This window comes from Eubacterium ramulus, from assembly GCF_003122485.1.
Taxonomy (GTDB): domain Bacteria; phylum Bacillota; class Clostridia; order Lachnospirales; family Lachnospiraceae; genus Eubacterium_I; species Eubacterium_I ramulus_A.
In genome coordinates, this window is the sequence record NZ_JRFU01000174.1 from 1 (window position 1) to 22,689 (window position 22,689).

Consider the following 22,689-nt stretch of genomic DNA (forward strand, 5'->3'; position numbering starts at 1 on the left):
TACTCACCACTTGCAGAAGTGGGAGTCTCAACTCAGACTGAGATGAAAACCCCTCTTTTTTGTGTTGAATACAAAGCTATTTTCGTTTTTTTCAAGCATTCTTAATAGAATTTTGTAATATCTGCCATGGATTTTCTCTTTGGCATTTCCGGATCAACCGCGCGGTATCCAACGGAAATAACAGAAACGATCTCTTCATTTTCAGGAATATTTAACGCTTCACGGATTTTTTCGCTGTCGCGGATTCCCATAACCAGAGTATCCAGACCTAAGTCTTTGGCTTTCAGAATGAGAGTCTCATTATGAAGACCACAGTCATAGAATCCCCATCCCTGTCCGACTTCATTGGATGGCTGACCGTCTCTTTCGAAGCCTGCACGGTTTTTCACAAAGGTGCAGATGATGAGAACCGGAGCGTCCTGACAGTTTTTCTGATTGAAATCCGGCAGACAGTCCGTTTTGATTTTTTTTAACATTTCTGGAGATGAAACAACGTGATAGCGTGCAGTCTGGCTGTTTTTCCAGCTTGGAGAAAGAATCGCTGCTTCGATCATCTGTCCGATCAGTGTCAGATCAACCGGTTGGTCTTGATAATGACGGATACTTCTTCTTGCTTCTAATACCTGATTTAATTCCATAGATGTGTCCTCCTGTTTCAGTGAATTTTGACTAACTCTATAATAAAGCATTTGAGAGGGGCAGGCAAGAGAAAGATAAAAAGTAGTAATTGTGTACAAAAATGAAAGAAATTTTGCAGATCAAAATGGAAAGCGCAGGCAGGGAAAGTAAGAAAAAGTGCAGGAAATATATAGCTTTGCATGTTTTTTTACAGGACTGGCAAGTTGCGCAATTGAGCAAAATGGCAGAAAAATGCGATTGACATGGTGCAAAAAGGATGCTTAAAAGATAAAGAATTGCGTATGGATGATATAATGTTTGGCTTAACTGAAAAAATCTTTGGAGTTGATTACTATATCGTAAAAACGTCAATTTACAGGGAACTAAAAGGACTAGCAAGGCAGATAGGGACATACCTTGAATTACCACAAGGTATGATATATTTAAATTAGATAGAAGTAGTAACCCCGCCCGATTTTTACTCCGTTTCTACTACGATTGCTGTACACAACTTGCAATATTTTGCTAAGATTTGCATTTTATGCACAGAAATGACCGATACATAAAGAAGAATTAACACCGCGTAAAATGCTGCAAATGGCAGCAGAATAGCGCCTTTTGAAAGGAGATTTTATGAGCATTCGAGTGCTTTTCATCTGCCACGGCAACGTTTAAAGTATGGCGAGAAAGACTTGATTTTGTAGGATTTTCTAGATAGAAACAAATAATTTACACCTTATTTATACCTTTGGAAGATCGAATCGGAATAATTAAAAAAATTGTCATAATTCAGTTGGTCAAAAAATAGTACTATACTCAAAATTAATTAAAAAATCAATCGTAAAAAAATACGATTGATTTTTTGCGCATTTTTGTATATAATATAATCATTATGGTTGGAAAGGGAATGATTACTATGCGTGAAACAAGAATATTAGAATTCAAGGAAACGATTACGAATACTTTTTTGAAAACAGTTAGTGCCTTTTCGAATTACAATGGTGGAACAATTCTTTTTGGGGTTGATGATAATGGAAATGTGAAAGGATTGCCAGATGTAAAACAGGCCTGTCTGGATATCGAAAATAAAATCAATGATAGTATATTACCTCAACCAAACTATACACTTGAAATACAGAACAATGACCAGACGATAAAACTTACTGTAAAAAGTGGTCTTCAAAAACCGTATTTATATAAATCAAAAGCATACAAACGAAATGATACAGCAACGATAGAGGTAGATACATTGGAATTTTCAAGGCTTGTATTAGATGGAAAAAATATTAGCTTCGAAGAATTACCTTGTAAAGATCAGGAGCTATCTTTTGAAATTTTACAGTGTAAACTGAAAGAAAATATTTACATTGAAACTTTCAATCAAGATACTTTAAAGACATTGAACCTGTATGACAATATAAATGGTTATAATAATGCAGCGGGACTTTTGGCAGATAAAAATCATTTTTCAGGAATTGATATTGTTAAGTTTGGTGAGAATATCAGTATTATTCAAAAAAGAGTAACGTTTGAACATATATCGGTTTTAGAAATATATGAAAAAGCACTTGCTGTATTTAGAGATTATTACCAATATGAAGTAATACAGGGGGCTGACAGAAAGATGGTAGAGAAAATACCGGAAGCAGCTTTCAGAGAAGCAATTGCAAATGCTTTGATTCATAGGGTATGGGATATTAATTCACACATCAGAGTTTCTATGTTTGATGATAGAATAGAAGTAGTGTCTCCTGGTGGATTGCCGGCTGGAATAACGGCAGAAGAATATTTATCAGGTAAACTATCTATTTTAAGAAATAGAAATCTTGCAAATGTATTTTACAGACTGGGATTAGTAGAGATATTTGGAACAGGAATTACACGAATCAAACAACTATATGCAGAGAGTTTGATAAAACCAGAATTTGAAGTGTCAGAAAATGCTATAAAAATTGTACTACCGATATTTGAAACGAATGTCAATTTAACCGAAGACGAAAAAGTGATTTACAAATTTTTAAGTAAGACGATGCTGAAACCAATAAGTGAAATTGCACCATATGTCCCATTTGGCAAATCAAAAACAACACAATTACTGAAAGCTATGGAGAAAAAGGGTGTGATTGCAGTTGAAGGAAAAGGCAGAGGAACAAAATATATCATTAAGTGATTGAGAATATAGAGGGTTCAAGAAATATATTGTTATATGATTACGTAAGTGATATATTTAAGCATAAGAAAACCGTGTAAAATTACAGTTTGCTTTTTGCACGGTTTTCTTTATACTAGATGGTTAGTTAAAACTAACGTGATGAAACTATGAAAGATTATAGAATAACATATATTAGGTATTAGGCAATATAATCAATAAGCTATAGAACTAATACTATACCGCTGAAGATAATTATTTTTGCCAATGAATTTTTTCGAGCATATATGGAAGGAAAATATAATGCGAATAAATATTTTTGAAGGTATACTGATTCCGTTTGTTGGAACAACGATAGGATCAGCATGTGTGTTTTTTATGAGACAAACACTTAATAAATCCGTGCAACGTGCACTTGCAGGGTTTGCAGCAGGTATAATGGTTGCGGCTTCAATCTGGAGTCTTCTGATTCCGGCAATTAAACAATCTGAAAATATGGGAACTTTATCGTTTGTTCCGGCAGTTGTTGGGTTCTGGATTGGTATATTGTTTTTACTCGCACTTGATCATTTGATTCCGCATCTTCATGCTGGAAGTGATCAGGCAGAGGGACCGAAAAGCAAATTTGGCCGTACTACGATGATGGTGTTGGCAGTTACATTACATAACATCCCTGAAGGTATGGCAGTTGGTGTAATGTATGCTGGATTTCTTGCTGAAAATGCACAGATTACAGCAACAAGTGCACTTGCTTTATCATTTGGAATTGCTATCCAGAATTTTCCAGAAGGAGCGATTATATCCATGCCGCTTAGGGCAGAGGGTGAAAGTAAGAGAAAGGCATTTCTGAGAGGTGTACTTTCAGGAGTGGTTGAACCGATTGGAGCAGTACTGACGATTCTTGCTGCACAGCGGGCAATCCCGGCATTACCATATTTACTCAGCTTTGCAGCAGGAGCCATGTTATATGTCGTGGTTGAAGAACTAATTCCGGAAATATCTCAGGGACAGCACTCAAATATCGGTACGCTTTTCTTTGCACTTGGATTTAGTTTGATGATGATCTTGGATGTGGCACTGGGGTAAGAGGAGAGGAATGATTCTTATGAGAATACAGTGAAAACAGTCCGTGGCGTATTAAGACCTGCTTTTCAAATGGCGGTGGATGACGATGTGTTCTATAAAAATCCGTTTGGATTTGAGCTTGCTGGAGTAGTTGTAAATGACAGTGTTACCAGGGAAGCATTAACGCGGGACCAAATGCGAAAGTTTCTTAAATTTGTTCATGATGATAATGTATACTGTAAGTATTATGAAGTTGTGTATATACTTTTTCATACAGGTATGCGTATTTCAGAATTTTGTGGTCTTACAATTAAGGATATTGATCTAGGGAACAGGATTGTGAATATAGATCATCAGCTTCAACGGTTATCTGATATGACCTTAGTGATTGAGCCAACAAAGACTTCCGCCGGAACAAGAAAACTTCCGGTAACAGAGGATGTTGCAAAATGCTTTCAATCCATCATCGAAGACCGGGAGAAACCAAAGGTAGAAAAAGTGGTGGATGGATATACCGGGTTCCTGTTTTTGGATGACAAAGGACTGCCGTTAGTGGCAATGCATTGGGAACATCGCTTTAGCCACATGGTGAAGCGGTACAACGATATCTATCGGGTGCAGATGCCGAATATCACGCCGCATGTTTGCCGGCACACGTATTGCAGCAATATGGCGAAATCCGGCATGAATCCAAAGACACTGCAGTACCTTATGGGGCATAGCGATATAGGAGTTACGCTTAACACCTATTCAAGAGACTAAAACAACCAGCGGAACGAGAAAGATACCTATGACTGCGGATGTAGAGGAATGTTTTCGGAAAATAATAGAAAAACGAAACCCGCCCAAAGCAGAACCTATGGTAGATGGAAAAAGTGGATTCTTATACTTTGATAAAAACGGAAGTATTTGTTATTCTCTGCACTGGGAGCATTACTTTCAACACATCATTCAGAAATATAATAATACGTACAAAGTGCAGATGAATGTTATCACCCCTCATGTATGTCGGCATACCTATTGCTCAAATATGGCAAAATCCGGAATGAATCCAAAAGCATTGCAATATTTGATGGGCCACTCAGATATCAGCGTAACGCTGAATACATATACGCATGTAAATCTTGAGGATGTCAGGGAAGAAGTTGCCCGGATTCAGGTTGTGTAATTACGATTTTAATTGAAAATAGCAAGGTGTAAAATAGAAAAATATACACCTTATTTTACACCTTTTGCGGACGATATTATGCGAAAATAAACCAGGTTATGCCAGAAAGCAAAAATTTACAAAGGCTTACAAAGCCCGAAATACCAAGAAAAACTAAGAAATGCGAGGTTATGCAACAATGATAAAAGTGTTATTCATCTGCCACGGCACTCAAGTTTTATGATAATGCATACCTTCGCAGACTGGGGCAACACAGGGCAGAATAAGGCGGAAAGCCTTGGAAATACTACGGTTTCGACTACTAAGGCACATGGGCGGAATCGGAATAAAGGCAAACGTGTAGGGAGAAATCATTAGTAGTAAGGGACTACTTAGAGGCTGTATATGAATGATAAAAGCCACAATCGTTGGTAGGTGACTACCGGGATTGTGGCTTTTTCTTAATCGCTAGTAATATCGCTTGCGGTATTAAGAGAATCTTTATATTTTACAACGTCAGAGATTACTATTTTTTCTATTACTTTAATATAACTTTTCATGTAATCATAATGAAAGTATATCAATTTTAGGGGACATTATTTCACGAAATGTATGGATAAAATATTTTATAGAAACTGGATATTCCTCTGAGGGATGGATTGATTTTGAGGCGGAGATAGAAAAATTACTTGTTTTGGTAGAGGAGTTCTGTACATGTGAGATTTATAAGTGTGAAGGAAAAGTAATGTCACAGGTGATTAATCCAACAATGTATAAGGCGATAAAGTGTGTGATGACACATTCAAAGGCGATGCCTTTAAATGTGGGATTATATTCAAAAAGTGATATAGAGAAAATTGTGTATGAAGATGTGAAAATCCAATTACTTGCTGAATTAAAAATTGAGTTGAATGACTTGATAAGAGCATTAACAATTTATATGAGAGAATTTGTTGGTAATATAAAGGTGTCTTGTTTTTCACAACAAATTAAAGAATTGAAAAATATAAATTTGCTTAACTTTAATTACACATATACATATAAAAGTGTTTATGGCAGCGCAAATTCAAATCATCAAGTGCACGGTTCGTTAGCAAACGATGATATTGTATTAGGCGTAAGCGATAATGCATTCAATAATTTAGATTATGTTTATTTTCAGAAGTATTTCCAACGAATCCAAAAGAAAACAGGGGCATATTATAAAACATGGATTCCAAAAGAATTTACCACTTTGGAAGATACTCCGATTAAAGTATATATTATGGGTCATTCTTTGGGAATGACAGACAAAGAAATATTGAAGGATTTCTTTCTTGAAAAATATGTTTCAGAAATTACTATTTTCTATCATAGCCAGTATGCGTATGAACGGTTGGTTATTTCATTGATAGAAATGTTTGGTAAAGACTTTGTAATTGAACAGACTGGTAGTGAGAGAGTTAAATTCGTAGAACTTAAATCTGCGGAGGCGGAATGAGGAAAAAATCCTTAGTAGTCTCCCTTTCCCTTTTACTACCAATTTTACTACTAACAGGTAGTAACAACGTGCTCAATTCTGCTCTGATTTGCCACAATCTGCATTTTCAGAGCATATCATCATAACCCCGGAAACCCTTGCAAAACAGGGCATTCCGGGGCAAAATAAGGAGAAACAAAACAATGATAAAAATATTATTTGTTTGCCACGGCAGGATTTTCTGTTCAGAATGAAAAGTCTCAAATCGTCTTAAATACTTCTATAAATAGCATTTCTTGTGTTCCATTCTCAATTTTACCAATGATTTACCAATATTTCTGGAGAGTCAGACTTGCAAAACCAGAATGAGGAGATTAAAAATATGAGCAAATTGAAACCAAGAATAACGGAAAACGGAATTGATTATATCCTTGTCGGAGATTACTACATCCCGGATTTGAAACTGCCGGAGGAACACCGCCCCATTGGGAAGTATGGACGGCTACATCAGGAATATTTAAGAGAAGTCCACCCAGCCAGATTGAACACATTGATATTGACCGGGGAGTTATGGACATATCTTGCAGACCTGAACGAACAGGCACAGGAACGGTTAGACATCATCATGGAACAGATGAAAACTGCCGAGGGCGTAACCGAGGAATTGAAGCGTACCCATCAAATGGAATGGGTGCAGCGTTGCAATAACATTCACAACCGGGCAGAAGAAATTGTTTTGCATGAGATGATTTATTCGTAATGATATGTTAAGAGTTAAGCAAATATGAAGTTGTCAAGTTTTTTCAAACAGCCTCATTGCATAGAAATGACAAACAGATTATTCTTAAAGCAGGAGGTGGCAGAAATGGCAAACGAAGATAAGAAAGATTTTAATGCTATGTTGCACGACAATAAGGATATGCCAAAATTTCAAATCATTACAGACCAGAAAAGTATTGAAAAATATGGTGGCAGTAAAATGTATTTTGCACCGCCAATCGACTATGACAAAGTAATGAAAAAAATTCCGTATGGTAAAGTGATTACCGTCGGGAAAATACGAGAATACTTTGCGGAGTTAAGTAGTGCAGATTTTACAGAACCGATTACAGCAGGAATTTTTGTTTCTATTGTGGCATGGGCGAGTTATCAGCGTTCAGAAGATGAAACGCCTTATTGGAGAACATTGAAAGCAAACGGAGAACTAAATGCTAAATACCCAAATGGTATTGAAGCACAAAAAGAAAAATTAGAAGCAGAAGGACACACCATCATTCAAAAAGGGCGTAAAAATGTACGATACTATGTAAAGGACTATGAAAACTCCCTCTTTGATTTGAAATAGGTAAATTTGAATTTGGCAGATGTAAAAGGATTTTGACACTCATAATAAGTGATGTCAAAGCTATTTTGTAGACAATAGTGGGTGTTTTTCCTACAATAAAAGTGCAAGGAGGTATAGTGGCATGGAGCATGATATTGGATGCAAAATCAAGGCAGCCCGAATTGAAAAAAAGCTGACGCAAGAACAGGTTGCCGAATTGTTGGGTGTGAGTCGTCAGACCATCTCAAATTGGGAAAATGAAAAATCCTATCCAGATATTATCAGCGTCATTAAAATGAGCGAATGCTACGATGTCTCTCTTGACTATCTATTGAAAGGAGAACAAAAAATGAAAAGCTATTATGATTATCTTGAAGAAAGTACGAATGTTGTGAAAAGCAATGCCAACAGAAACAAGATTATTACGATTCTCTCCTATCTCTTGATTTGGGCGTTTGCAATGATAGTGTTCTGGTTTTTTACAAGTGGAAGTGACGCTATGGGTTACAGTTTGATGTTTCTTTGGTTTATTCTTCCTATATCCACATTTATTGTATCTATTGTTATTGGTAAAAATAACTTTTGGGGAAAAGGAAAATGGGCATTCACTCTTTTCTTTGGCGTAATGTATATGCTTGCTGAATATGGCACATTCAAAATGGCAAACAACATTGCTTTTAACAAACTGAATGCCCCTGACTTGGGAATGATTGTAGCCGGAGCAATAATCTCTGCAATCGGTATGTTGGTAGGTTCACTGTGGAATAAGAAACGCCACAATCAAAAAAATAAGTAACAAGAAAAATCCCAACTTGTTATTCTGAAAATTTAACTGAATAACCACAGCACAAACCGCTGCTACATGGAAGCTAACAAACCATGCAACAGCGGTTTTTCTTTACCGTTTTTTCCTCTGACTGATAGGCGTTCCCATTTTCTTTGATTTTTTGAGAATCCGAATCAGCCAGCGAAATTCTTCGTCTGACAGATTTTTATAGTTGATACCAAGCTGCTTGCAGTAAAGAACAACCAGCTTTTCATCCCGACTGCCCTTGAAATTTTCGACTGCTTCCAGATTTTCTTTCAGTTCATCGGCAACGGTAGTTTGGGGTGCGCTCTCGCTGTCCTTTTTGTGGGCTTCCCGAATATCCCGGATAATGAGATTGAGGTCATCCCGTACCATGTGGCTGAAATACTCATCATCACTGATATGGGCAGCTTGCAGCACCTTTAAATGCGGGTCATCTTCGCCGGGGCGATACCGTTCAATGATTTCATGTCGGACGGTATCGACAAGGGCATTGAGGTTCTGAATCTGCATGGTGGCAATCCCATCCACATAAATCTCAATGTCCGCAAGAAACTTGATAAAGTCCTTATGGGTGGCAAGTTCGCAGAGCAGGCGGTTGTTAATCCGACCGCTTTTCAGGAGTGCCACCATTTCATCACTCAAATGCAGCTCCCTTAATGGCGTGTTGATCTCTGTCCTGTTCTCTGACCGGCAAAAGAGATAATCGAGGGACACCCCATAAAAATCTGCCAGCAGGATAAGGTTGCCATGATTGATTTCCTTATAGTCATCTTTTTCATAACTGCCAAGAGCCGATTTTGAAATACCCGTTTGCTCTGCCAGTTCTTCCAGTTTTAATCCTTTGTTTAATCGTAAATCTTTTAGCCGTTCCTGTATTGTAGTAGCTCCGTTCATTGAAGCAGCTCCCCCTTTTTGACAACATATATAACCGTTGAATTGATTATACCATATCAATTCCGCAATCGTGGAAATTTCTGATTTTTACCCCTGATTCCTACTTTGTGGACATACGGCACAGGGCACAAAAATGTTCTATGATACAGGTAGTTCATCGATGGATTATTCCAATCGAATGACCAGCCTGTGTGGGATATGCTTCCCTGGCGATGTAGCGCCATGACTTTTGGCAGGGATATGGAGGAACCCTGACCGAAACGAGCGTACCAAAGGGAGCGATACGCCGCTGTGAGATTCAGGGGAGGAACGACACCGGGGAGAACTGGCGAACTGACACCGAAATGATACCGAAACACGACAATCTGATAGGGGGACAGTCTACCCTATCGCTGATACTTCGGGAGATTTTAAGCGGCTCTATGGCTGTAATTTTGCCGAAAATCGCCCCGAAACCATACACTAAAACGGGAGAAAACACAATATGCCGAGAATGAGCAAAAAAAGGAAGCATGAGCTTTCCTTTTACCTCAATGACCGGGGGCGTGTCACTTACAACGAATTATGCCGGAAATGCCAGCATGGGTGCAGGCAGAGCTTCCGGGCGGTTGTGATTGACTGCCCTCATTATTTATCCAAACGAGCCAAGAAAAAGGAGGAACACACAGAATGAATTTTGAATTTATGACGATAGACACACCACTGCCGCCCTGTATGCCATTTCCCAGAGCATTGACAGGGTTTCCAGTCAGCAGCACCGCAAAGGTCATGTACTGCCGGATGTTAGACGCTATACTATCCAAAGGGCAGGAGGACGAGAACGGAATCCTGTTTGTCTGCTTCCCTGTCACAGCCATTGCCGCAGTCCTGTCCCGCAGCCCCATGACGGTCAAGCGTTCTCTGAATGAACTGGAAACTGCCGGACTTATCATGCGGGTGCGTCAGGGCATTGGAGAACCAAACAGGATTTATGTGCTGATACCGGGAAAGGAGGATACTGCCCTTGCCTGATACCTCAAAGCTGGAAAAGCTCAACCGGGAGTTGGAGAAAAGCGAAAAGAAACTGCGGAAAGCAATCAATGATGAAAAGGCATTGCAGCACCAGCTAAAGCAGCTTACCCGAAAGGAACGGAGGCATCGGCTCTGTACCCGTGGCGGTATGCTGGAAAGTTTTCTGCAAGAGCCGGAACGCCTGACAGATGATGATGTCATGCTGCTGTTGAAACTCATTTTTCACAGGCAGGACACGCAGGAACTGTTGAAAAAACTGCTGGAACGGGAGAAGCCGGAAAACCCTTAGTTTACTAAGGGCGCAATTATACACCACCCAGAGGTTGGTGCATTGCGTTCTCCGAAGGCTCCTCGCCGGAGGGCTGTGATTTTCCGCAGTCATGGTCTGCTCCAAATCAAACAGGGGACGCTACGCTTCCCCTGCGCTGGCTGCCGCCAGCTACCCTTTTGTGGACTTGCCATCTGGGGACACCTTGCGTTGTAAGCTGTTCCCAGCCGACAAGTTTTACAAAAGCTCTCTGTACTTTGAGGGTCGAATAAAGTATAATGAAGTCAATGAGAAATCGGGAGTTGGAGGTATTCACTATGAAAAAGATTATAACCGTAACGCTTTGCATTGTGCTGGTTCTTCTCTTTGCCGGATGCGGAAAGAACGGCGATACATCAAAAGTGGAAATTGATTATGGAGCATCTTCCGTTTATTCAAAAGAAGAAATAGATTCTGCCATTGAGATTATAAAAAAGCAGTTCGCTTCGTTTGAGGGCTGTGAATTGCATAGCCTTTCTTATATGCCAGATGAAGAATGCAACAATGCAGATAACATTGAATGGATGAATGATTTAAGAACGGAAGATAATAAAGAAGCCTTTACGCAATGTATTGCATTTAAAAGTAGTTTCCGTTCGCCAAAAAACGGCGGCGGTGCATGGGAGGCGAACGAAGAATACACTTGGTCATGGTGGCTTGCACGGTGTGAAGGTGGAGAATGGAAGTTAATGACGTGGGGGTATTGATAAGCGTAAGAACTTCCAGTTTGCCACTCACACATCGGGTCAACTTGTCCCGAACTTTTACAACTTAATACCCGCCGCCCACACAGCGGCACACCAAGCAGGAAATCTGAAAAAGGTTGCCTGCTTTTTTTCTGCCCGAAATGAGGTGGTAAAACGCCACCCCATCCGCCAATCACAGAAAGGAGTGACACGAAATGCCCTGTCCACACAACGAAATTTCTATTGTGCGGCGAAGCCAACAGCAGTCTGCGGTTGCCGCCGCTGCTTACCAGAGCGGCGAAAAGCTGTTCTGTGAATACGATCAGGAAGAGAAGCACTACCCGGAAAAGCGTGGTATCGTCCACAATGAAATCCTGCTCCCGGCAAATGCCCCGCCGGAGTATGCAGACCGCAATACCCTATGGAACGCCGCCGAAGCGGTGGAGAAGCAGTGGAACTCTCAGCTTGCAAGGCGGTGGGTGCTTACCATCCCCAAAGAGATACCGCCCGACCAGTATGCTGTCCTTGTCCGGGAGTTTTGTGAACAGCAGTTTGTTTCCAAAGGAATGATTGTTGACTTTGCCATCCATGACACCCACCCGCCGGGACACAATCCCCACGCCCATGTCCTGTTGACTATGCGGGCAATGGACAAACATGGGAAATGGCTTCCCAAGAGCCGCAAGGTTTATGACCTTGACGAGAATGGGGAACGGATTAAACTTCCGTCCGGCAGATGGAAAAGCCACAAGGAGGATACGGTGGACTGGAACGACCAGAAGTATTGTGAAATCTGGCGGCATGAATGGGAGGTCATCCAGAACCGTTATCTGGAAGCCAATGACCGCCCGGAGCGTGTGGACTTGCGTTCCTATGCCAGACAGGGGCTTGATATAGTCCCCACTGTCCATGAGGGAGCTGCTGTCCGGCAGATGGAAAAGCGAGGTATCCAGACGAATATCGGCAACCTGAACCGGGAAATCAGAGCCGCCAACCGCCTGATGAAGTCCATCCGGCAGCTTATCCAAAACCTCAAAGGCTGGATTACCGAGCTGGGAGAAGAGCGGAAGGAACTGCTTGCACAAAAAGCGGCGGAGGAAGCAACGCTTCTCCCCAATCTTTTGATGAAATATATGGAGATACGAAAGGAAGAACGGAAGGACTGGACAAGGGCTGGACAGAACCGGGGGACTTCACAGGACTTAAAGGCAGTCAGCGAAGCCCTGTCCTATCTCCGGCAAAAGGGGCTTTCTACTGTGGAGGATTTAGAAGCATTTCTGGAATCTTCCGGGAAATCGGCAGCCGATTACCGCAGTCAGATGAAGCCAAAGGAAGCCCGCAGTAAAGTGATTGACAGGCTTCTTGCCAGCCGGACAGACTGCAAGGAATGTAAGCCTGCCTATGAGAAGTACCAGAAGATATTTTTCAAGAAAACAAAGGAGAAATTCAAACAGGAACACTCGGAGGTTGCCCGGTATGAGAAAGCCGCTGCCTACCTTGCCAAGCACCCGGACGATAAGGACAGTACCCAAAAGGAGCTGCAACAGGAGCTGGAAACGCTTCTTAGCGAAATCGCAGAGCTGAAAGTACCGCTGACCGAGGTACAGGAGGATTTGAAGAAGCTGCGGGACATCCGCTACTGGGTACGGAAAGCCACACCCGGCACAGAGGAAAGCAAAGAGCCGCCCAAGAAGCAGCCCATCAAAGAAGTCTTGCAGGATAAGGCAGACGAAAAAAAGGCTCAAAGAACCGCCCCAGCGCAGACAAAACACAAACAACAAAATATGGAACTTTAACAGGCACTTGCCATTTTCAAGCAGAGAATGTCAGGTGCTTTTTTCTTTTTAAGGAGGGATAGAGTTGAATGTATTTGAAGCTGTGAAGCAGTCCGTCACAACAAGACAGGCTGCGGAGCATTATGGAATCCGTATAGGTCGGAACGGGATGGCTTGCTGCCCGTTCCATCATGATAAAACCCCAAGCATGAAGCTGGATCGGCGTTACCACTGCTTCGGCTGCGGTGCGGATGGGGATGTAATTGATTTTACCGCCGCCCTGTATGGGCTGGGAAAGAAAGAAGCTGCTATGCAGATAGCACAGGACTTCGGGCTTTCCTATGAGGATTGGAAGCCGCCGGGAAAGGCGAAAAAGCCCAAGCCCCGGCAGAAATCCCCAGAGGAACAGTTTCAGGAATCAAAGAACCGCTGCTTCCGTATTCTTGCCGATTATCTCCACCTGCTGATGGCATGGAGAACGGACTACACCCCGCACTCCCCGGAGGAAGTCTTTCATCCCCGGTTTGTGGAAGCCTTACAGAAGCAATCCCATGTGGAATATCTGCTGGATGTACTGCTGTTCGGGGAGATAGAGGAACAAGCAGCCCTGATTACGGACTATGGAAAGGATGTGATACAGCTTGAACAGCGAATGGCAGAGCTTGCCGCCACAGACGCAGCAGGAACTAAAAAACACCATGAACGCCATGCAGCCGCCCCAGAGCGTTGAGGAAATCAAGGCTGGGCTGGAAACTACCGAAAAAGGCGGTGTCCGTCAGAGCATACGGAACTGCCTGACCGTATTCCAGCGTGACCCGCTGCTTTCCGAGGCTATCGCCTACAACATCCTGACCGACCGCAAGGACATTATAAAGCCCATCGGCTTCCACAGGGAAAGTACCGCCTTAAACGATACGGACATGAAATATCTGCTTCTCTATCTGGAAGAAACCTACGGGCTTACCAATGAGAAAAAGATTGATAACGCCATCGGGATTGTAGCGAATGAAAACAAGTACCACCCCATCCGGGATTATTTAAGTTCCCTTGTGTGGGACGGGACGGAAAGAATTCGCTTCTGCCTGCGGCACTTTCTGGGGGCTGACGCAGACGATTACACCTATGAAGCGTTGAAGCTGTTCCTGCTGGGTGCAATCTCACGAGCCTTTCAGCCGGGGTGCAAGTTTGAAATCATGCTCTGTCTGGTAGGCGGTCAGGGGGCTGGAAAGTCCACCTTCTTCCGGCTGCTGGCAGTCCGGGACGAGTGGTTCTCCGATGATTTGCGGAAGCTGGACGATGACAATGTGTACCGCAAGCTGCAAGGTCACTGGATAATCGAAATGTCGGAAATGATGGCAACCGCCAACGCCAAGAGCATTGAGGAAATCAAGTCATTTTTAAGCCGGCAGAAAGAGGTTTACAAGATACCCTATGAAACCCATCCGGCAGACCGCCCCCGTCAGTGCGTGTTTGGCGGCACTTCCAATGCCCTTGACTTCCTGCCCCTTGACCGTTCCGGTAACCGCCGCTTTATCCCGGTCATGGTGTACCCGGAGCAAGCCGAGGTTCACATTCTGGAGGACGAAGCCGCTTCCAGAGCCTATATCGGGCAGATGTGGGCGGAAGCAATGGAGATTTATAAAAGTGGCAGATTCAAGCTGGCGTTCAGCCCCGCCGTGCAGCGGTATCTCAAGGAACACCAGCGGGATTTCATGCCAGAGGACACCAAAGCCGGGATGATACAGGCATACCTTGATAAGTACACCGGGAGCATGGTCTGCTCCAAGCAGCTTTACAAGGAAGCCTTGAACCATACCTTTGACGAGCCGAAGCAATGGGAAATCCGGGAAATCAACGAGATAATGAACCAGTGCATTACCGGATGGCGGTACTTCCCGAACCCAAGAATGTTTTCCGAATACGGCAGACAAAAGGGCTGGGAGCGTGAAAACCCGGCAACGGAATCCGGCAATCCGTCTGAAAAAACGATGGACGGTTTTGTGGAGGTCACAGAACAGATGGAGCTTCCCTTCTGAAAAGGACAGCCCGTTGCACCCCCTGTTGCTATCCCGTTGCCGAGCCGGTTGCCGGGGAAAATCCCTTATTTCCGGGCTTTTCTCCTTTATAACAACCAAAACAACAGAAAAATAAAAGAAAAGTATAAATAGTAACCATCGCCAGATTGAGATTGTTTGCAAGGTCTTTTGAAGCCCGTTGCCGGACTTCGTTGCCGACACCCTCTGTCTGGCTGTTTTCATGTATGGAGGATAACTGCCTATGGCAAATAATAAGATGAACATGGAAGGAAATAATTACTCAGATATTCCGGTGTGGCGTAGATATACGCTTACCATTGAGGAAGCAGCCAGATATTATCATATCGGCGAAGGAAAACTGAGAACGCTTATTGACACACATCCCAATGAGGATTTTTATGTGATGAACGGCAATCGTGCCCTCATTAAGCGTGAGAAATTTGAACGGTATCTGGATCAGGCTACTGCTGTGTAAACAGAGCTGACAGATTTACCGATTTCACATGATATAACTATGCGGAGAGCTGGATTTGTGCTATGATAAGAGTGCAAGTCTGGCTCTCTTTTTTGAAAGGAGAGTTCACGATGAGTGAGAAAAGACGAGATAACCGTAATCGGATTTTGCGAGAGGGCGAGTACCAGCGTAAAGATGGGAGGTATCGGTTCCGCTATATTGATGAGGACGGAAAAGAGAAAAATGTATACAGTTGGCGTTTGGACAAGAATGACCCAATGCCAAAAGGGAAGAAGCGGGAGCCTTCCCTGCGTGAGAAAGAAAAACAGATTGAAGCGGATTTGTTTGACCGTATCGTAACCAACGGTGGCAACTATACTGTTTTGGAACTGGTAGAAAAGTACGTTTCATTGAAAACAGGAGTTCGTCACAATACGGTTGCCGGATATAAAACGGTCATCAATATGCTGAAAAAAGAGAGTTTTGGGAATCTGCGAATTGATAAGGTGCGTTTGTCAGACGCAAAGGCATGGTTGATTAAGCTCCAACAAATTGATGGGCGGGGATACAGTTCCATTCATTCTATCCGGGGAGTCCTCAGACCAGCATTTCAGATGGCGGTAGACGATGATTTGCTTCGTAAAAACCCATTTGAATTTGAGCTTGCATCCGTCATTGTCAATGATTCTGTTACCAGAGAAGCGATTACCCGAAAGCAGCAGAGAGATTTGCTAAAGTTTATTCAGGAAGATAAACATTTTAGCAGATACTATGATGCAATCTATATTCTTTTTCACACAGGGCTTCGTATCTCAGAGTTCTGTGGGCTGACGGTTTCAGAAATCGAGTTTGGAGAAATGCGTATCAAGGTAGACCATCAGTTACAGCGTACTGCACAGATGCAGTATGTAATTGAAGAACCAAAAACTGACAAAGGCATCCGCTATGTGCCGATGACGGAAGCTGTCGCAGCGTGTTTTCGCAGAATCATTGCCAACCGCAAGACACCAAAAGTTGAACCGATGGTGGAAGGATATGCAGGATTTTTGTTTCTGGATAAAAACGATATGCCGATGGTTGCCCTTCACTGGGAAAAGTATCTGGAGCATATTATTCAGAAATATAATAAAATTTATCGCATCCAGATGCCGAAAGTTACCCCTCATGTATGCAGGCACACCTTTTGCTCTAATATGGCAAAATCCGGTATGAATCCGAAAACCTTGCAGTATATCATGGGTCACGCAGACATCAGTGTAACCTTGAACACTTACACCCATGTGAATTTTGATGATGCAAAGGAAGAAGTATATCGGATAGCGAATAGTTAAAAAAGCCCGTTGGTAAGGACGCTTGCTTTACCAACGGATTTACCAAGATTGCAGGGAAAAATATAAGAAAATACGAGAAGATTTGAGAAGATACCTTGAAAAGAAAGGAAAACTCAAAAGTCGGAAAACCCTGAAATATCAAGCGTTTGAGAAGAAATACAAGACTTAAATGGAGATATGAAAAGATGATTAAAGTACTATTTATTTGCCACGGCAGTGTTTAAGGAACGGGGGAAAAAGCCTTGACTTTATTGGGTTTCTTGGATGGAAACGTAGAATTTACACCTTATTTATACCTTTGGAAGACCGGATCGGAATAATAGAGAAATAAAGAAATAGATAAATATAACAGGAAGCAATTTTGTCATATTGGAAATAATTAAAATTTGCTGAACCGTGTTGATTTTATTGATTGAGTATAATAAAAGTAAGAACAGAAACTTCCATGTTTGAAGCGGTTACCAGAATTGACAAAGAAATGCAAGTTAGCCAATCCGGTAGTCCAGCATATTTTTTCATTGTCACCCGACGTTTTTACAAAACATATACTTATTCCGCTTGATGCGTCATTCTTGTTCTGAAAACAGGAACAGAATCCTTACAGCGACTGTAAGTGTTATTTATTGTGCTTCTGTGCTATCATTTACCCAGAAATGGATAGGAGGCATTCACATGAAACCAATTTTGAATATTGAAAATCTTACCAAAGTCTATGGGACGTTGCCAAACCAGACGAGAGCACTGAACGGAATCACTTTTCAGGTCATGCCGGGAGAGTTTCTCGGTATTATGGGAAGCAGTGGTTCCGGCAAATCCACGCTTCTCAACTGTATTGCAACTGTGATTCAGCCTACAGGTGGAAGCATTCAGGTGGAGGGAGATACTCTGCAATCCCTCAAGGAAAAGGCTCTTGCCGAGTACCGTGGCAAAAAAGTTGGTTATCTATTCCAGAACTTTGAATTGCTGGACAACCTGACTGGCAGGGAAAATATCCTGCTCCCGACTTCCTTGCATGGGGTAGCCGAAACAGAAAGCAGCCAGCGGCTGAAGCAGTTGGCTGACTATCTGGAAATTTCTGATGTTCTGGATAAGTTTCCGTCCAAGATGTCCGGTGGCCAGCGTCAGCGTGTTGCGGCAGCAAGGGCTCTGATCTTACATCCCCAAATGATCCTTGCCGATGAACCGACGGGTGCGCTGGATTCTAAGAACGCAAGAAGTCTTATGGAGAAGCTGTCCGGCCTGAATCGTGACGAACAAGCTACGATCCTGATGGTAACCCATGATTCCAATGCCGCCAGCTTCTGTAAGCGCATCCTGTTCATCCAGGATGGCGTGATCTTTCATGAGCTTCGGCGTGGAGACGAAAGCCAGCAGGAGTTCTACGGGCGCATCCTGAAGGTGATGGCGCAACTGGGAGGGGGCAGCGCAAATGTTCTCTAATCTCATTCTTCGGAACAGTCGCCGCAGCCGAAAGGAAAACGGTCTGTTTTTCAGCTCCCTGGTGATTTCTATTGTTGCATTTTACATGATTCTTTCCATCTCCACTCAAGATGTGATGCTCTTTTTGCAGAAAATGGAGAGTGACGCAGTTGACAAACTCCTGCTTCTGATTCCTGCGTTTTATGGGATGACCCTCGGTATTCTGTTCTTTTTGATCTATTTTGCCTGCAAGTATCAGTTCGAGCGCAGACGGCATGAGTTTGGTGTTTATCTAATGTTGGGGATGCGTAGAAGTAAACTGTTTGGTATGCTTCTGGCGGAAGATTTCCTGACCAGTATTCTTGCCATGCTCATAGGATTACCTGTGGCTGTGGTGCTTTCAGAAATTGTCAGTCTTGTCACCGCCAAGCTGGTAGGCATGGGGATCATCGGTCATCAGTTTTCTTTATCCTGGTTTGCGATTGAATGGACGCTGGCAGGATTTCTGGCAATTAAGCTGACGGCACTTCTGATTTTGAGTGGACGAATCAGCCGCCAGGAGATCGGTACTTTGCTATCCCAGCCAACGAACCGCCCCAAAAAGCAAATGCCATCTGTTATCTATGGACTGGCTGCTATATGCGGAAGTGTGATGTTGGCAGTGGCTTACTACATGGCGATTCAGGGAATTGCATGGACAAAGGTAAGTATGATGGGACTGACTTTGCTGTTGGGCATAGTTGGTACGATGCTGCTTTTCTATGGGATGCGTGCACTGATTGCTTTGATTGTTAAGAAAGGAAAAGGAAATAAGCAGCTTCATGTATTTACCTTCCGGCAGATTCAGGAGAATGTCATTCATCAGTCAAACTCCATGGCCATCAGCTCCCTGCTGATTCTGGCGGCGCTGTGTTGTTTTGGTGCGGGCGTAGGAATTGCAGGAACGAATAACCTGTCTTCTGGCCATGTAATCGACTATACTTTTGAAGATCATACTGCAGAAGATTCATCGCAGGTTCTTCCGAATATAAAGGCAGTCCTGAAAGAAAACAGTTTGGAAAATCAATTTTCAGAGCTTTTTGAAATGAGGGTTGGGCGTATTCGCACCACAGAAGATTATGATAATGCCTACAGCATGGACGCTGTTATGGACTCTCTTCGGAGCCTGCCCCAGTCGGAAGACCGGGATGTCCTTCTGAACAATCTTGGTTATGCCACATACCCATATTTGATTTGTTTATCGGACTATAATCGTTTGTTGGAATTGTCCGGCAATCCGGCTCTCCAATTAGGCGAAAAGGAGGCCGCTGTCTATATTGATACAGAGTTTACTACGGTAAGCCGTACCGCAATGCTGAACCAAGTATTGGCCGGGCATCCCAAGGTGGAACTGGATGGTAGTCCGATTCATCTTACAGGAGAGGTTCAGTCTGTGAATTTGGTCACGGACCGTTCTATAACCTTGTCCTTTGCATTGATTCTTCCGGATGAAGCATTCCTATATTATAGTCAGGGAATGTATGATACCCATGTCAATGCGGTGCTCAGTGAGCAAGCTCTGAATGGAAATAGCCTTATGACTGCATATTTGGATTTGAACGAGAAGCTGGACGAAACTGACATTGAATATGAAAGCTATCTTCAGAATATGGGTCGTCAGCTTTTCTACACCATAGCATCCAGTTATATTACCCTCTATCTTGCGATTGTTTTCCTGGTAGTTGCCAACACCATCGTGGGTGTTCAGTTCCTGATGAGTCAGCAGAGAACCGGGCGCAGATACCAGACTCTGATCCGCCTGGGAGCTACTTACGAAACCCTTTGCCAGTCTGCTGGAAAGCAAATTACCTGGTTTATGGGACTTCCTGTATTGGTTGCGGCTGTCAGCAGTTTGTTTGGAGTCAGGGCGTTATTTACAGGGATACTCTCGTCCCGAACCCGTGGGACAGTGGCTGAAATGATGTTTGTATCTGCTGCTATGATTTTGCTGCTTTGCGTGATAGAATATATTTATATGAGAGTGGTCAAGCGCTCCAGTGATCGGTATTTGCTGACACTGATGCAGCCACAGAGAGAAGAATAATTTGGAAGGAGGTGCTGCCGTGAAAAGAATTGCTGTTGTAGAAGATGAAGTCTATATGCGGGAAGAACTCTGCAATATGCTTCAAAAGGACGGGTATCTTGCGGAGGCAATCACCGAGTTGGAAGATGCCGCTCGGCTCCTGGCAGCCCTCCGTCCTGACCTTGTGATCTTAGACCTGAATTTGCCGGAGATCAGTGGCTTTCAAATCTGCCAGGAACTAAAGAATAAAACCGCTATCCCCGTCCTGATACTGACTTCCAGAGATCAGGTAAAGGATGAACTGCAAGCGTTCCACTTGGGTGCTGATGAATATTTGACGAAGCCGTGCAGAAAAGATCGACTTCTTGCCAGGGTATCCAATATTCTCAAAAGGTATGAAGGCCGTACCAATCTCATAGAGGGACCAGATTTCCTGTTAGACCAGCAGACCTACACGCTTTATATTCATAATACCTCTGTCGTGCTTCCAAAAAATCAGGGAAAACTGTTGGTTGCTCTTTTGTCCGGCGGCGATGCTCTGGTCACGACGGAGCAACTTTGCATAGCACTATGGGGAACCACGGAATACATAGACGAAAATGCCTTGCAGGTTAATCTGACCAGGCTGAAAAAGACGATGTCCGGTCTTGAGATGAAGCAGCGAATCGTTGCGGTTCGTGGGATGGGCTATCGTCTGGAAACGGGGGTGGCTCCATGAAGCGGCTTTGGCGCATGATAGAACGGTACTACCCCTGGCTGCTGTTGCTGTTGGGCGTGGATTGCTTTTGTGCTATCATTCTTTGGATTTCTGACATTCAGGCATTTCAAACCTTGAGTGGGTTAGTAGTTCTGACAAGCCTCCTTTTGTTTTCAGCAATTCTGTTTGTACTAAACAAGCGGGAGACCACCCGCCGAGAGCTGTTCCGGGATTTCCTCAGTGATCCTGCCATCTGCAACGAGGAACGGCTGCTCAGTGCCATCAGCCGGGAAGAAGGAGAATCTATCCGGCTTCTGGCATCAGTTTTACAGGAACACAAAACTGAGAGTAACAGTATGGCAGATGCCCTACAGGACTATGAAGAATATGTGGAGGGCTGGGCACATGAAGCGAAAACGCCCCTATCGTTGTTGACCATGCTCCTGGATAATCGGAGCAACGAAATGTCTCCTCCCCTGCAAGCAAAACTGGATTATGTCCGCAGTCAGCTTCAGGAGGATGTCACTCAGATGTTATACTATGCCCGGTTAAAGAGCAGTACAAAGGATTATCAGTTTAAGGATATCAATTTGAATGACTGCTTGGGGGAAGTTCTGGAGGACTATGCCCCACTTCTGGAAGAAAAGCAGTTTGTAATTATCAATAAACTGCAATCTGAAACAGTCTATACAGACCGTAGAGGGCTTCAGTTTATGTTGGGACAGATCGTGAGCAATGCCATAAAATATAGCAGCGATAGTCCCATGCTAACAATCTCTATGATACATTCGGAGATCGCAGATGTCCTTTCAGTTGAGGATAATGGCATCGGTGTAAAAAAATATGATCTGCCGTATATTTTTCAAAAGGGCTTTACCGGGGATTCTACTGACAGCAGAAAGAAAGCTACCGGTATAGGGCTTTACCTGGTTAAGAAGATGGCTGACGATCTAAACCTTCGTCTGGAAGCTGCTTCCCCGTGGGAAAAGGGCTTTAAGATAGTCATCTTCTTTCCAAAATTGAAATCCAACGGAGGAAAATAATATAAGCAAAAAACGGGGCTGTAAAATAAGTCTCTGCTAAAGAAACGCTAGTTCCGACAAATGCTGGTTCTGGCGTTTCTTTACATTAATATATGTTTTTTGAAAATCGTCACTGTTTTATGTAAAAAGGGTACACTTAATAAGCTTGGATAGATTTCTTCTGTACGTCCATATTTTTTATATCTTACATGTTGTTTTCGTTTGAAAAGAAATTTACGTCCATTAGGGCATATAGGATTTCCGTTCTCATCTCTTATATAGTTTACAGCACGATAAGGATTCGTGTGATGTTTTTTATCTGCCGTTTCTTTTTTGTACATGGTAAATATCATTAAATTTTTCCATTAAAGGTACAAAGCATTCCATGCCTTGTCTTCCATAAAATCAATTCTACGTTAAAA

25 protein-coding genes are annotated in these 22,689 nt (G+C 42.9%); 21 read left to right on the forward strand and 4 right to left on the reverse strand.

Annotation, left to right across the window (positions count from 1 at the left end):
• Positions 1 to 101 precede the first annotated feature (101 nt).
• Complete coding sequence (locus LG34_RS14215; RefSeq protein WP_109216655.1) at positions 102 to 638, reverse strand: nitroreductase family protein; 537 nt, start codon at positions 636 to 638, stop codon at positions 102 to 104.
• 896 nt (positions 639 to 1,534) lie between these two features.
• Between LG34_RS14215 and LG34_RS14225 the strand changes: the two genes are divergently transcribed.
• The 8 genes from LG34_RS14225 to LG34_RS14260 all read left to right on the forward strand — a co-directional run bounded on the left by LG34_RS14225 (position 1,535) and on the right by LG34_RS14260 (position 8,558).
• Positions 1,535 to 2,788 (forward strand): ATP-binding protein, encoded by a 1,254-nt coding sequence (locus LG34_RS14225; protein ID WP_109216657.1) that lies wholly within the window; start codon positions 1,535 to 1,537, stop codon positions 2,786 to 2,788.
• Positions 2,789 to 3,070: 282 nt separating this feature from the next.
• Entirely contained in the window at positions 3,071 to 3,853 is a 783-nt protein-coding gene (locus LG34_RS14230; RefSeq protein WP_109216658.1) for a ZIP family metal transporter, read from the forward strand.
• A gap of 30 nt (positions 3,854 to 3,883) precedes the next feature.
• On the forward strand, positions 3,884 to 4,594 hold the full coding sequence (locus LG34_RS14235; RefSeq protein ID WP_347486823.1) for a site-specific integrase: 711 nt from the start codon (positions 3,884 to 3,886) through the stop codon (positions 4,592 to 4,594).
• Positions 4,581 to 5,000, forward strand: a complete 420-nt coding sequence (locus LG34_RS14240; RefSeq protein ID WP_370771187.1) for a tyrosine-type recombinase/integrase — start codon at positions 4,581 to 4,583, stop codon at positions 4,998 to 5,000. The genes LG34_RS14235 and LG34_RS14240 overlap by 14 nt, the downstream gene beginning before the upstream one ends.
• Before the next feature lie 577 nt (positions 5,001 to 5,577).
• Positions 5,578 to 6,459: an AbiH family protein gene (locus LG34_RS14245; RefSeq protein WP_270363557.1), complete on the forward strand. Its 882-nt coding sequence runs from the start codon at positions 5,578 to 5,580 to the stop codon at positions 6,457 to 6,459.
• Positions 6,460 to 6,820: 361 nt separating this feature from the next.
• Entirely contained in the window at positions 6,821 to 7,198 is a 378-nt protein-coding gene (locus tag LG34_RS14250) for a TnpV protein (RefSeq protein WP_055060280.1), read from the forward strand.
• Between the two features lie 105 nt (positions 7,199 to 7,303).
• Positions 7,304 to 7,783 (forward strand): MGMT family protein, encoded by a 480-nt coding sequence (locus LG34_RS14255; protein ID WP_055154158.1) that lies wholly within the window; start codon positions 7,304 to 7,306, stop codon positions 7,781 to 7,783.
• A gap of 121 nt (positions 7,784 to 7,904) precedes the next feature.
• Positions 7,905 to 8,558, forward strand: a complete 654-nt coding sequence (locus tag LG34_RS14260; protein ID WP_109216660.1) for a helix-turn-helix transcriptional regulator — start codon at positions 7,905 to 7,907, stop codon at positions 8,556 to 8,558.
• Between the two features lie 102 nt (positions 8,559 to 8,660).
• On the opposite strand, the gene LG34_RS14265 is transcribed toward LG34_RS14260, so the two are convergent.
• Complete coding sequence (locus LG34_RS14265) at positions 8,661 to 9,467, reverse strand: helix-turn-helix transcriptional regulator (protein ID WP_055154162.1); 807 nt, start codon at positions 9,465 to 9,467, stop codon at positions 8,661 to 8,663.
• 484 nt (positions 9,468 to 9,951) lie between these two features.
• Here LG34_RS14265 and LG34_RS14270 point away from each other — a divergent pair, with 484 nt between their 5' ends.
• From LG34_RS14270 to LG34_RS14305, 7 genes are all read left to right on the forward strand, one after another.
• Entirely contained in the window at positions 9,952 to 10,140 is a 189-nt protein-coding gene (locus LG34_RS14270) for a hypothetical protein (RefSeq protein ID WP_055060284.1), read from the forward strand.
• Positions 10,137 to 10,478, forward strand: a complete 342-nt coding sequence (locus LG34_RS14275; protein WP_055060285.1) for a DeoR family transcriptional regulator — start codon at positions 10,137 to 10,139, stop codon at positions 10,476 to 10,478. The genes LG34_RS14270 and LG34_RS14275 overlap by 4 nt, the downstream gene beginning before the upstream one ends.
• Positions 10,471 to 10,767 carry a DUF3847 domain-containing protein gene (locus LG34_RS14280; RefSeq protein ID WP_055060286.1) on the forward strand — a complete coding sequence of 99 codons (297 nt, stop codon included), beginning with the start codon at positions 10,471 to 10,473 and terminating at the stop codon, positions 10,765 to 10,767. Before LG34_RS14275 ends, LG34_RS14280 begins: the two co-directional genes overlap by 8 nt.
• A gap of 296 nt (positions 10,768 to 11,063) precedes the next feature.
• Positions 11,064 to 11,492, forward strand: a complete 429-nt coding sequence (locus tag LG34_RS14290) for a hypothetical protein (RefSeq protein WP_055218800.1) — start codon at positions 11,064 to 11,066, stop codon at positions 11,490 to 11,492.
• A gap of 194 nt (positions 11,493 to 11,686) precedes the next feature.
• Positions 11,687 to 13,267 (forward strand): MobQ family relaxase, encoded by a 1,581-nt coding sequence (gene mobQ, locus LG34_RS14295; RefSeq protein ID WP_055060288.1) that lies wholly within the window; start codon positions 11,687 to 11,689, stop codon positions 13,265 to 13,267.
• A 64-nt stretch (positions 13,268 to 13,331) separates the two neighbouring features.
• Positions 13,332 to 13,976, forward strand: coding sequence for a CHC2 zinc finger domain-containing protein (locus LG34_RS14300; protein ID WP_109216661.1), 645 nt, complete (start codon positions 13,332 to 13,334; stop codon positions 13,974 to 13,976).
• Entirely contained in the window at positions 13,945 to 15,282 is a 1,338-nt protein-coding gene (locus LG34_RS14305) for a virulence-associated E family protein (protein WP_109216662.1), read from the forward strand. Before LG34_RS14300 ends, LG34_RS14305 begins: the two co-directional genes overlap by 32 nt.
• Before the next feature lie 28 nt (positions 15,283 to 15,310).
• Here the strand turns inward: LG34_RS14305 and LG34_RS17400 are convergent, their stop codons facing one another.
• Positions 15,311 to 15,535 carry a tweety protein gene (locus LG34_RS17400; protein ID WP_109216663.1) on the reverse strand — a complete coding sequence of 75 codons (225 nt, stop codon included), beginning with the start codon at positions 15,533 to 15,535 and terminating at the stop codon, positions 15,311 to 15,313.
• On the opposite strand from LG34_RS17400, the gene LG34_RS14315 reads away from it, so the two are divergent.
• From LG34_RS14315 to LG34_RS14340, 6 genes are all read left to right on the forward strand, one after another.
• Positions 15,524 to 15,757, forward strand: a complete 234-nt coding sequence (locus LG34_RS14315; RefSeq protein ID WP_055060291.1) for an excisionase — start codon at positions 15,524 to 15,526, stop codon at positions 15,755 to 15,757. The two genes, LG34_RS17400 and LG34_RS14315, sit on opposite strands and share 12 nt — an antisense overlap.
• Positions 15,758 to 15,867: 110 nt before the next feature.
• Positions 15,868 to 17,067 carry a site-specific integrase gene (locus LG34_RS14320; protein ID WP_109216664.1) on the forward strand — a complete coding sequence of 400 codons (1,200 nt, stop codon included), beginning with the start codon at positions 15,868 to 15,870 and terminating at the stop codon, positions 17,065 to 17,067.
• A gap of 672 nt (positions 17,068 to 17,739) precedes the next feature.
• Positions 17,740 to 18,507: an ABC transporter ATP-binding protein gene (locus LG34_RS14325; protein ID WP_062304187.1), complete on the forward strand. Its 768-nt coding sequence runs from the start codon at positions 17,740 to 17,742 to the stop codon at positions 18,505 to 18,507.
• Positions 18,497 to 20,569, forward strand: coding sequence for an ABC transporter permease (locus LG34_RS14330; protein WP_109216665.1), 2,073 nt, complete (start codon positions 18,497 to 18,499; stop codon positions 20,567 to 20,569). The genes LG34_RS14325 and LG34_RS14330 overlap by 11 nt, the downstream gene beginning before the upstream one ends.
• A 19-nt stretch (positions 20,570 to 20,588) precedes the next feature.
• On the forward strand, positions 20,589 to 21,266 hold the full coding sequence (locus LG34_RS14335) for a response regulator transcription factor (RefSeq protein ID WP_055218786.1): 678 nt from the start codon (positions 20,589 to 20,591) through the stop codon (positions 21,264 to 21,266).
• Positions 21,263 to 22,288 (forward strand): sensor histidine kinase, encoded by a 1,026-nt coding sequence (locus LG34_RS14340; protein ID WP_109216666.1) that lies wholly within the window; start codon positions 21,263 to 21,265, stop codon positions 22,286 to 22,288. The genes LG34_RS14335 and LG34_RS14340 overlap by 4 nt, the downstream gene beginning before the upstream one ends.
• 80 nt (positions 22,289 to 22,368) lie before the next feature.
• Here LG34_RS14340 and LG34_RS14345 read toward each other — a convergent pair whose 3' ends face one another.
• Positions 22,369 to 22,608: a hypothetical protein gene (locus LG34_RS14345; RefSeq protein WP_178264975.1), complete on the reverse strand. Its 240-nt coding sequence runs from the start codon at positions 22,606 to 22,608 to the stop codon at positions 22,369 to 22,371.
• Between the last annotated feature and the right edge of the window lie 81 nt (positions 22,609 to 22,689).

Excerpts from the sequence above, each read along its gene's own strand:
- LG34_RS14345 (WP_178264975.1), bottom strand. The coding sequence starts at position 22,608 with ATGTACAAAAAAGAAACGGCAGATAAAAAACATCACACGAATCCTTAT.
- LG34_RS14270 (WP_055060284.1), top strand. The coding sequence starts at position 9,952 with ATGCCGAGAATGAGCAAAAAAAGGAAGCATGAGCTTTCCTTTTACCTC.
- mobQ (WP_055060288.1), top strand. The coding sequence starts at position 11,687 with ATGCCCTGTCCACACAACGAAATTTCTATTGTGCGGCGAAGCCAACAG.
- LG34_RS14305 (WP_109216662.1), top strand. The coding sequence starts at position 13,945 with ATGAACGCCATGCAGCCGCCCCAGAGCGTTGAGGAAATCAAGGCTGGG.
- LG34_RS14340 (WP_109216666.1), top strand. The coding sequence starts at position 21,263 with ATGAAGCGGCTTTGGCGCATGATAGAACGGTACTACCCCTGGCTGCTG.
- LG34_RS14315 (WP_055060291.1), top strand. The coding sequence starts at position 15,524 with ATGGCAAATAATAAGATGAACATGGAAGGAAATAATTACTCAGATATT.
- LG34_RS14330 (WP_109216665.1), top strand. The coding sequence starts at position 18,497 with ATGTTCTCTAATCTCATTCTTCGGAACAGTCGCCGCAGCCGAAAGGAA.
- LG34_RS14260 (WP_109216660.1), top strand. The coding sequence starts at position 7,905 with ATGGAGCATGATATTGGATGCAAAATCAAGGCAGCCCGAATTGAAAAA.
- LG34_RS14215 (WP_109216655.1), bottom strand. The coding sequence starts at position 638 with ATGGAATTAAATCAGGTATTAGAAGCAAGAAGAAGTATCCGTCATTAT.
- LG34_RS14320 (WP_109216664.1), top strand. The coding sequence starts at position 15,868 with ATGAGTGAGAAAAGACGAGATAACCGTAATCGGATTTTGCGAGAGGGC.
- LG34_RS14325 (WP_062304187.1), top strand. The coding sequence starts at position 17,740 with ATGAAACCAATTTTGAATATTGAAAATCTTACCAAAGTCTATGGGACG.
- LG34_RS14230 (WP_109216658.1), top strand. The coding sequence starts at position 3,071 with ATGCGAATAAATATTTTTGAAGGTATACTGATTCCGTTTGTTGGAACA.
- LG34_RS14290 (WP_055218800.1), top strand. The coding sequence starts at position 11,064 with ATGAAAAAGATTATAACCGTAACGCTTTGCATTGTGCTGGTTCTTCTC.
- LG34_RS14255 (WP_055154158.1), top strand. The coding sequence starts at position 7,304 with ATGGCAAACGAAGATAAGAAAGATTTTAATGCTATGTTGCACGACAAT.
- LG34_RS14265 (WP_055154162.1), bottom strand. The coding sequence starts at position 9,467 with ATGAACGGAGCTACTACAATACAGGAACGGCTAAAAGATTTACGATTA.
- LG34_RS14250 (WP_055060280.1), top strand. The coding sequence starts at position 6,821 with ATGAGCAAATTGAAACCAAGAATAACGGAAAACGGAATTGATTATATC.
- LG34_RS14225 (WP_109216657.1), top strand. The coding sequence starts at position 1,535 with ATGCGTGAAACAAGAATATTAGAATTCAAGGAAACGATTACGAATACT.
- LG34_RS14275 (WP_055060285.1), top strand. The coding sequence starts at position 10,137 with ATGAATTTTGAATTTATGACGATAGACACACCACTGCCGCCCTGTATG.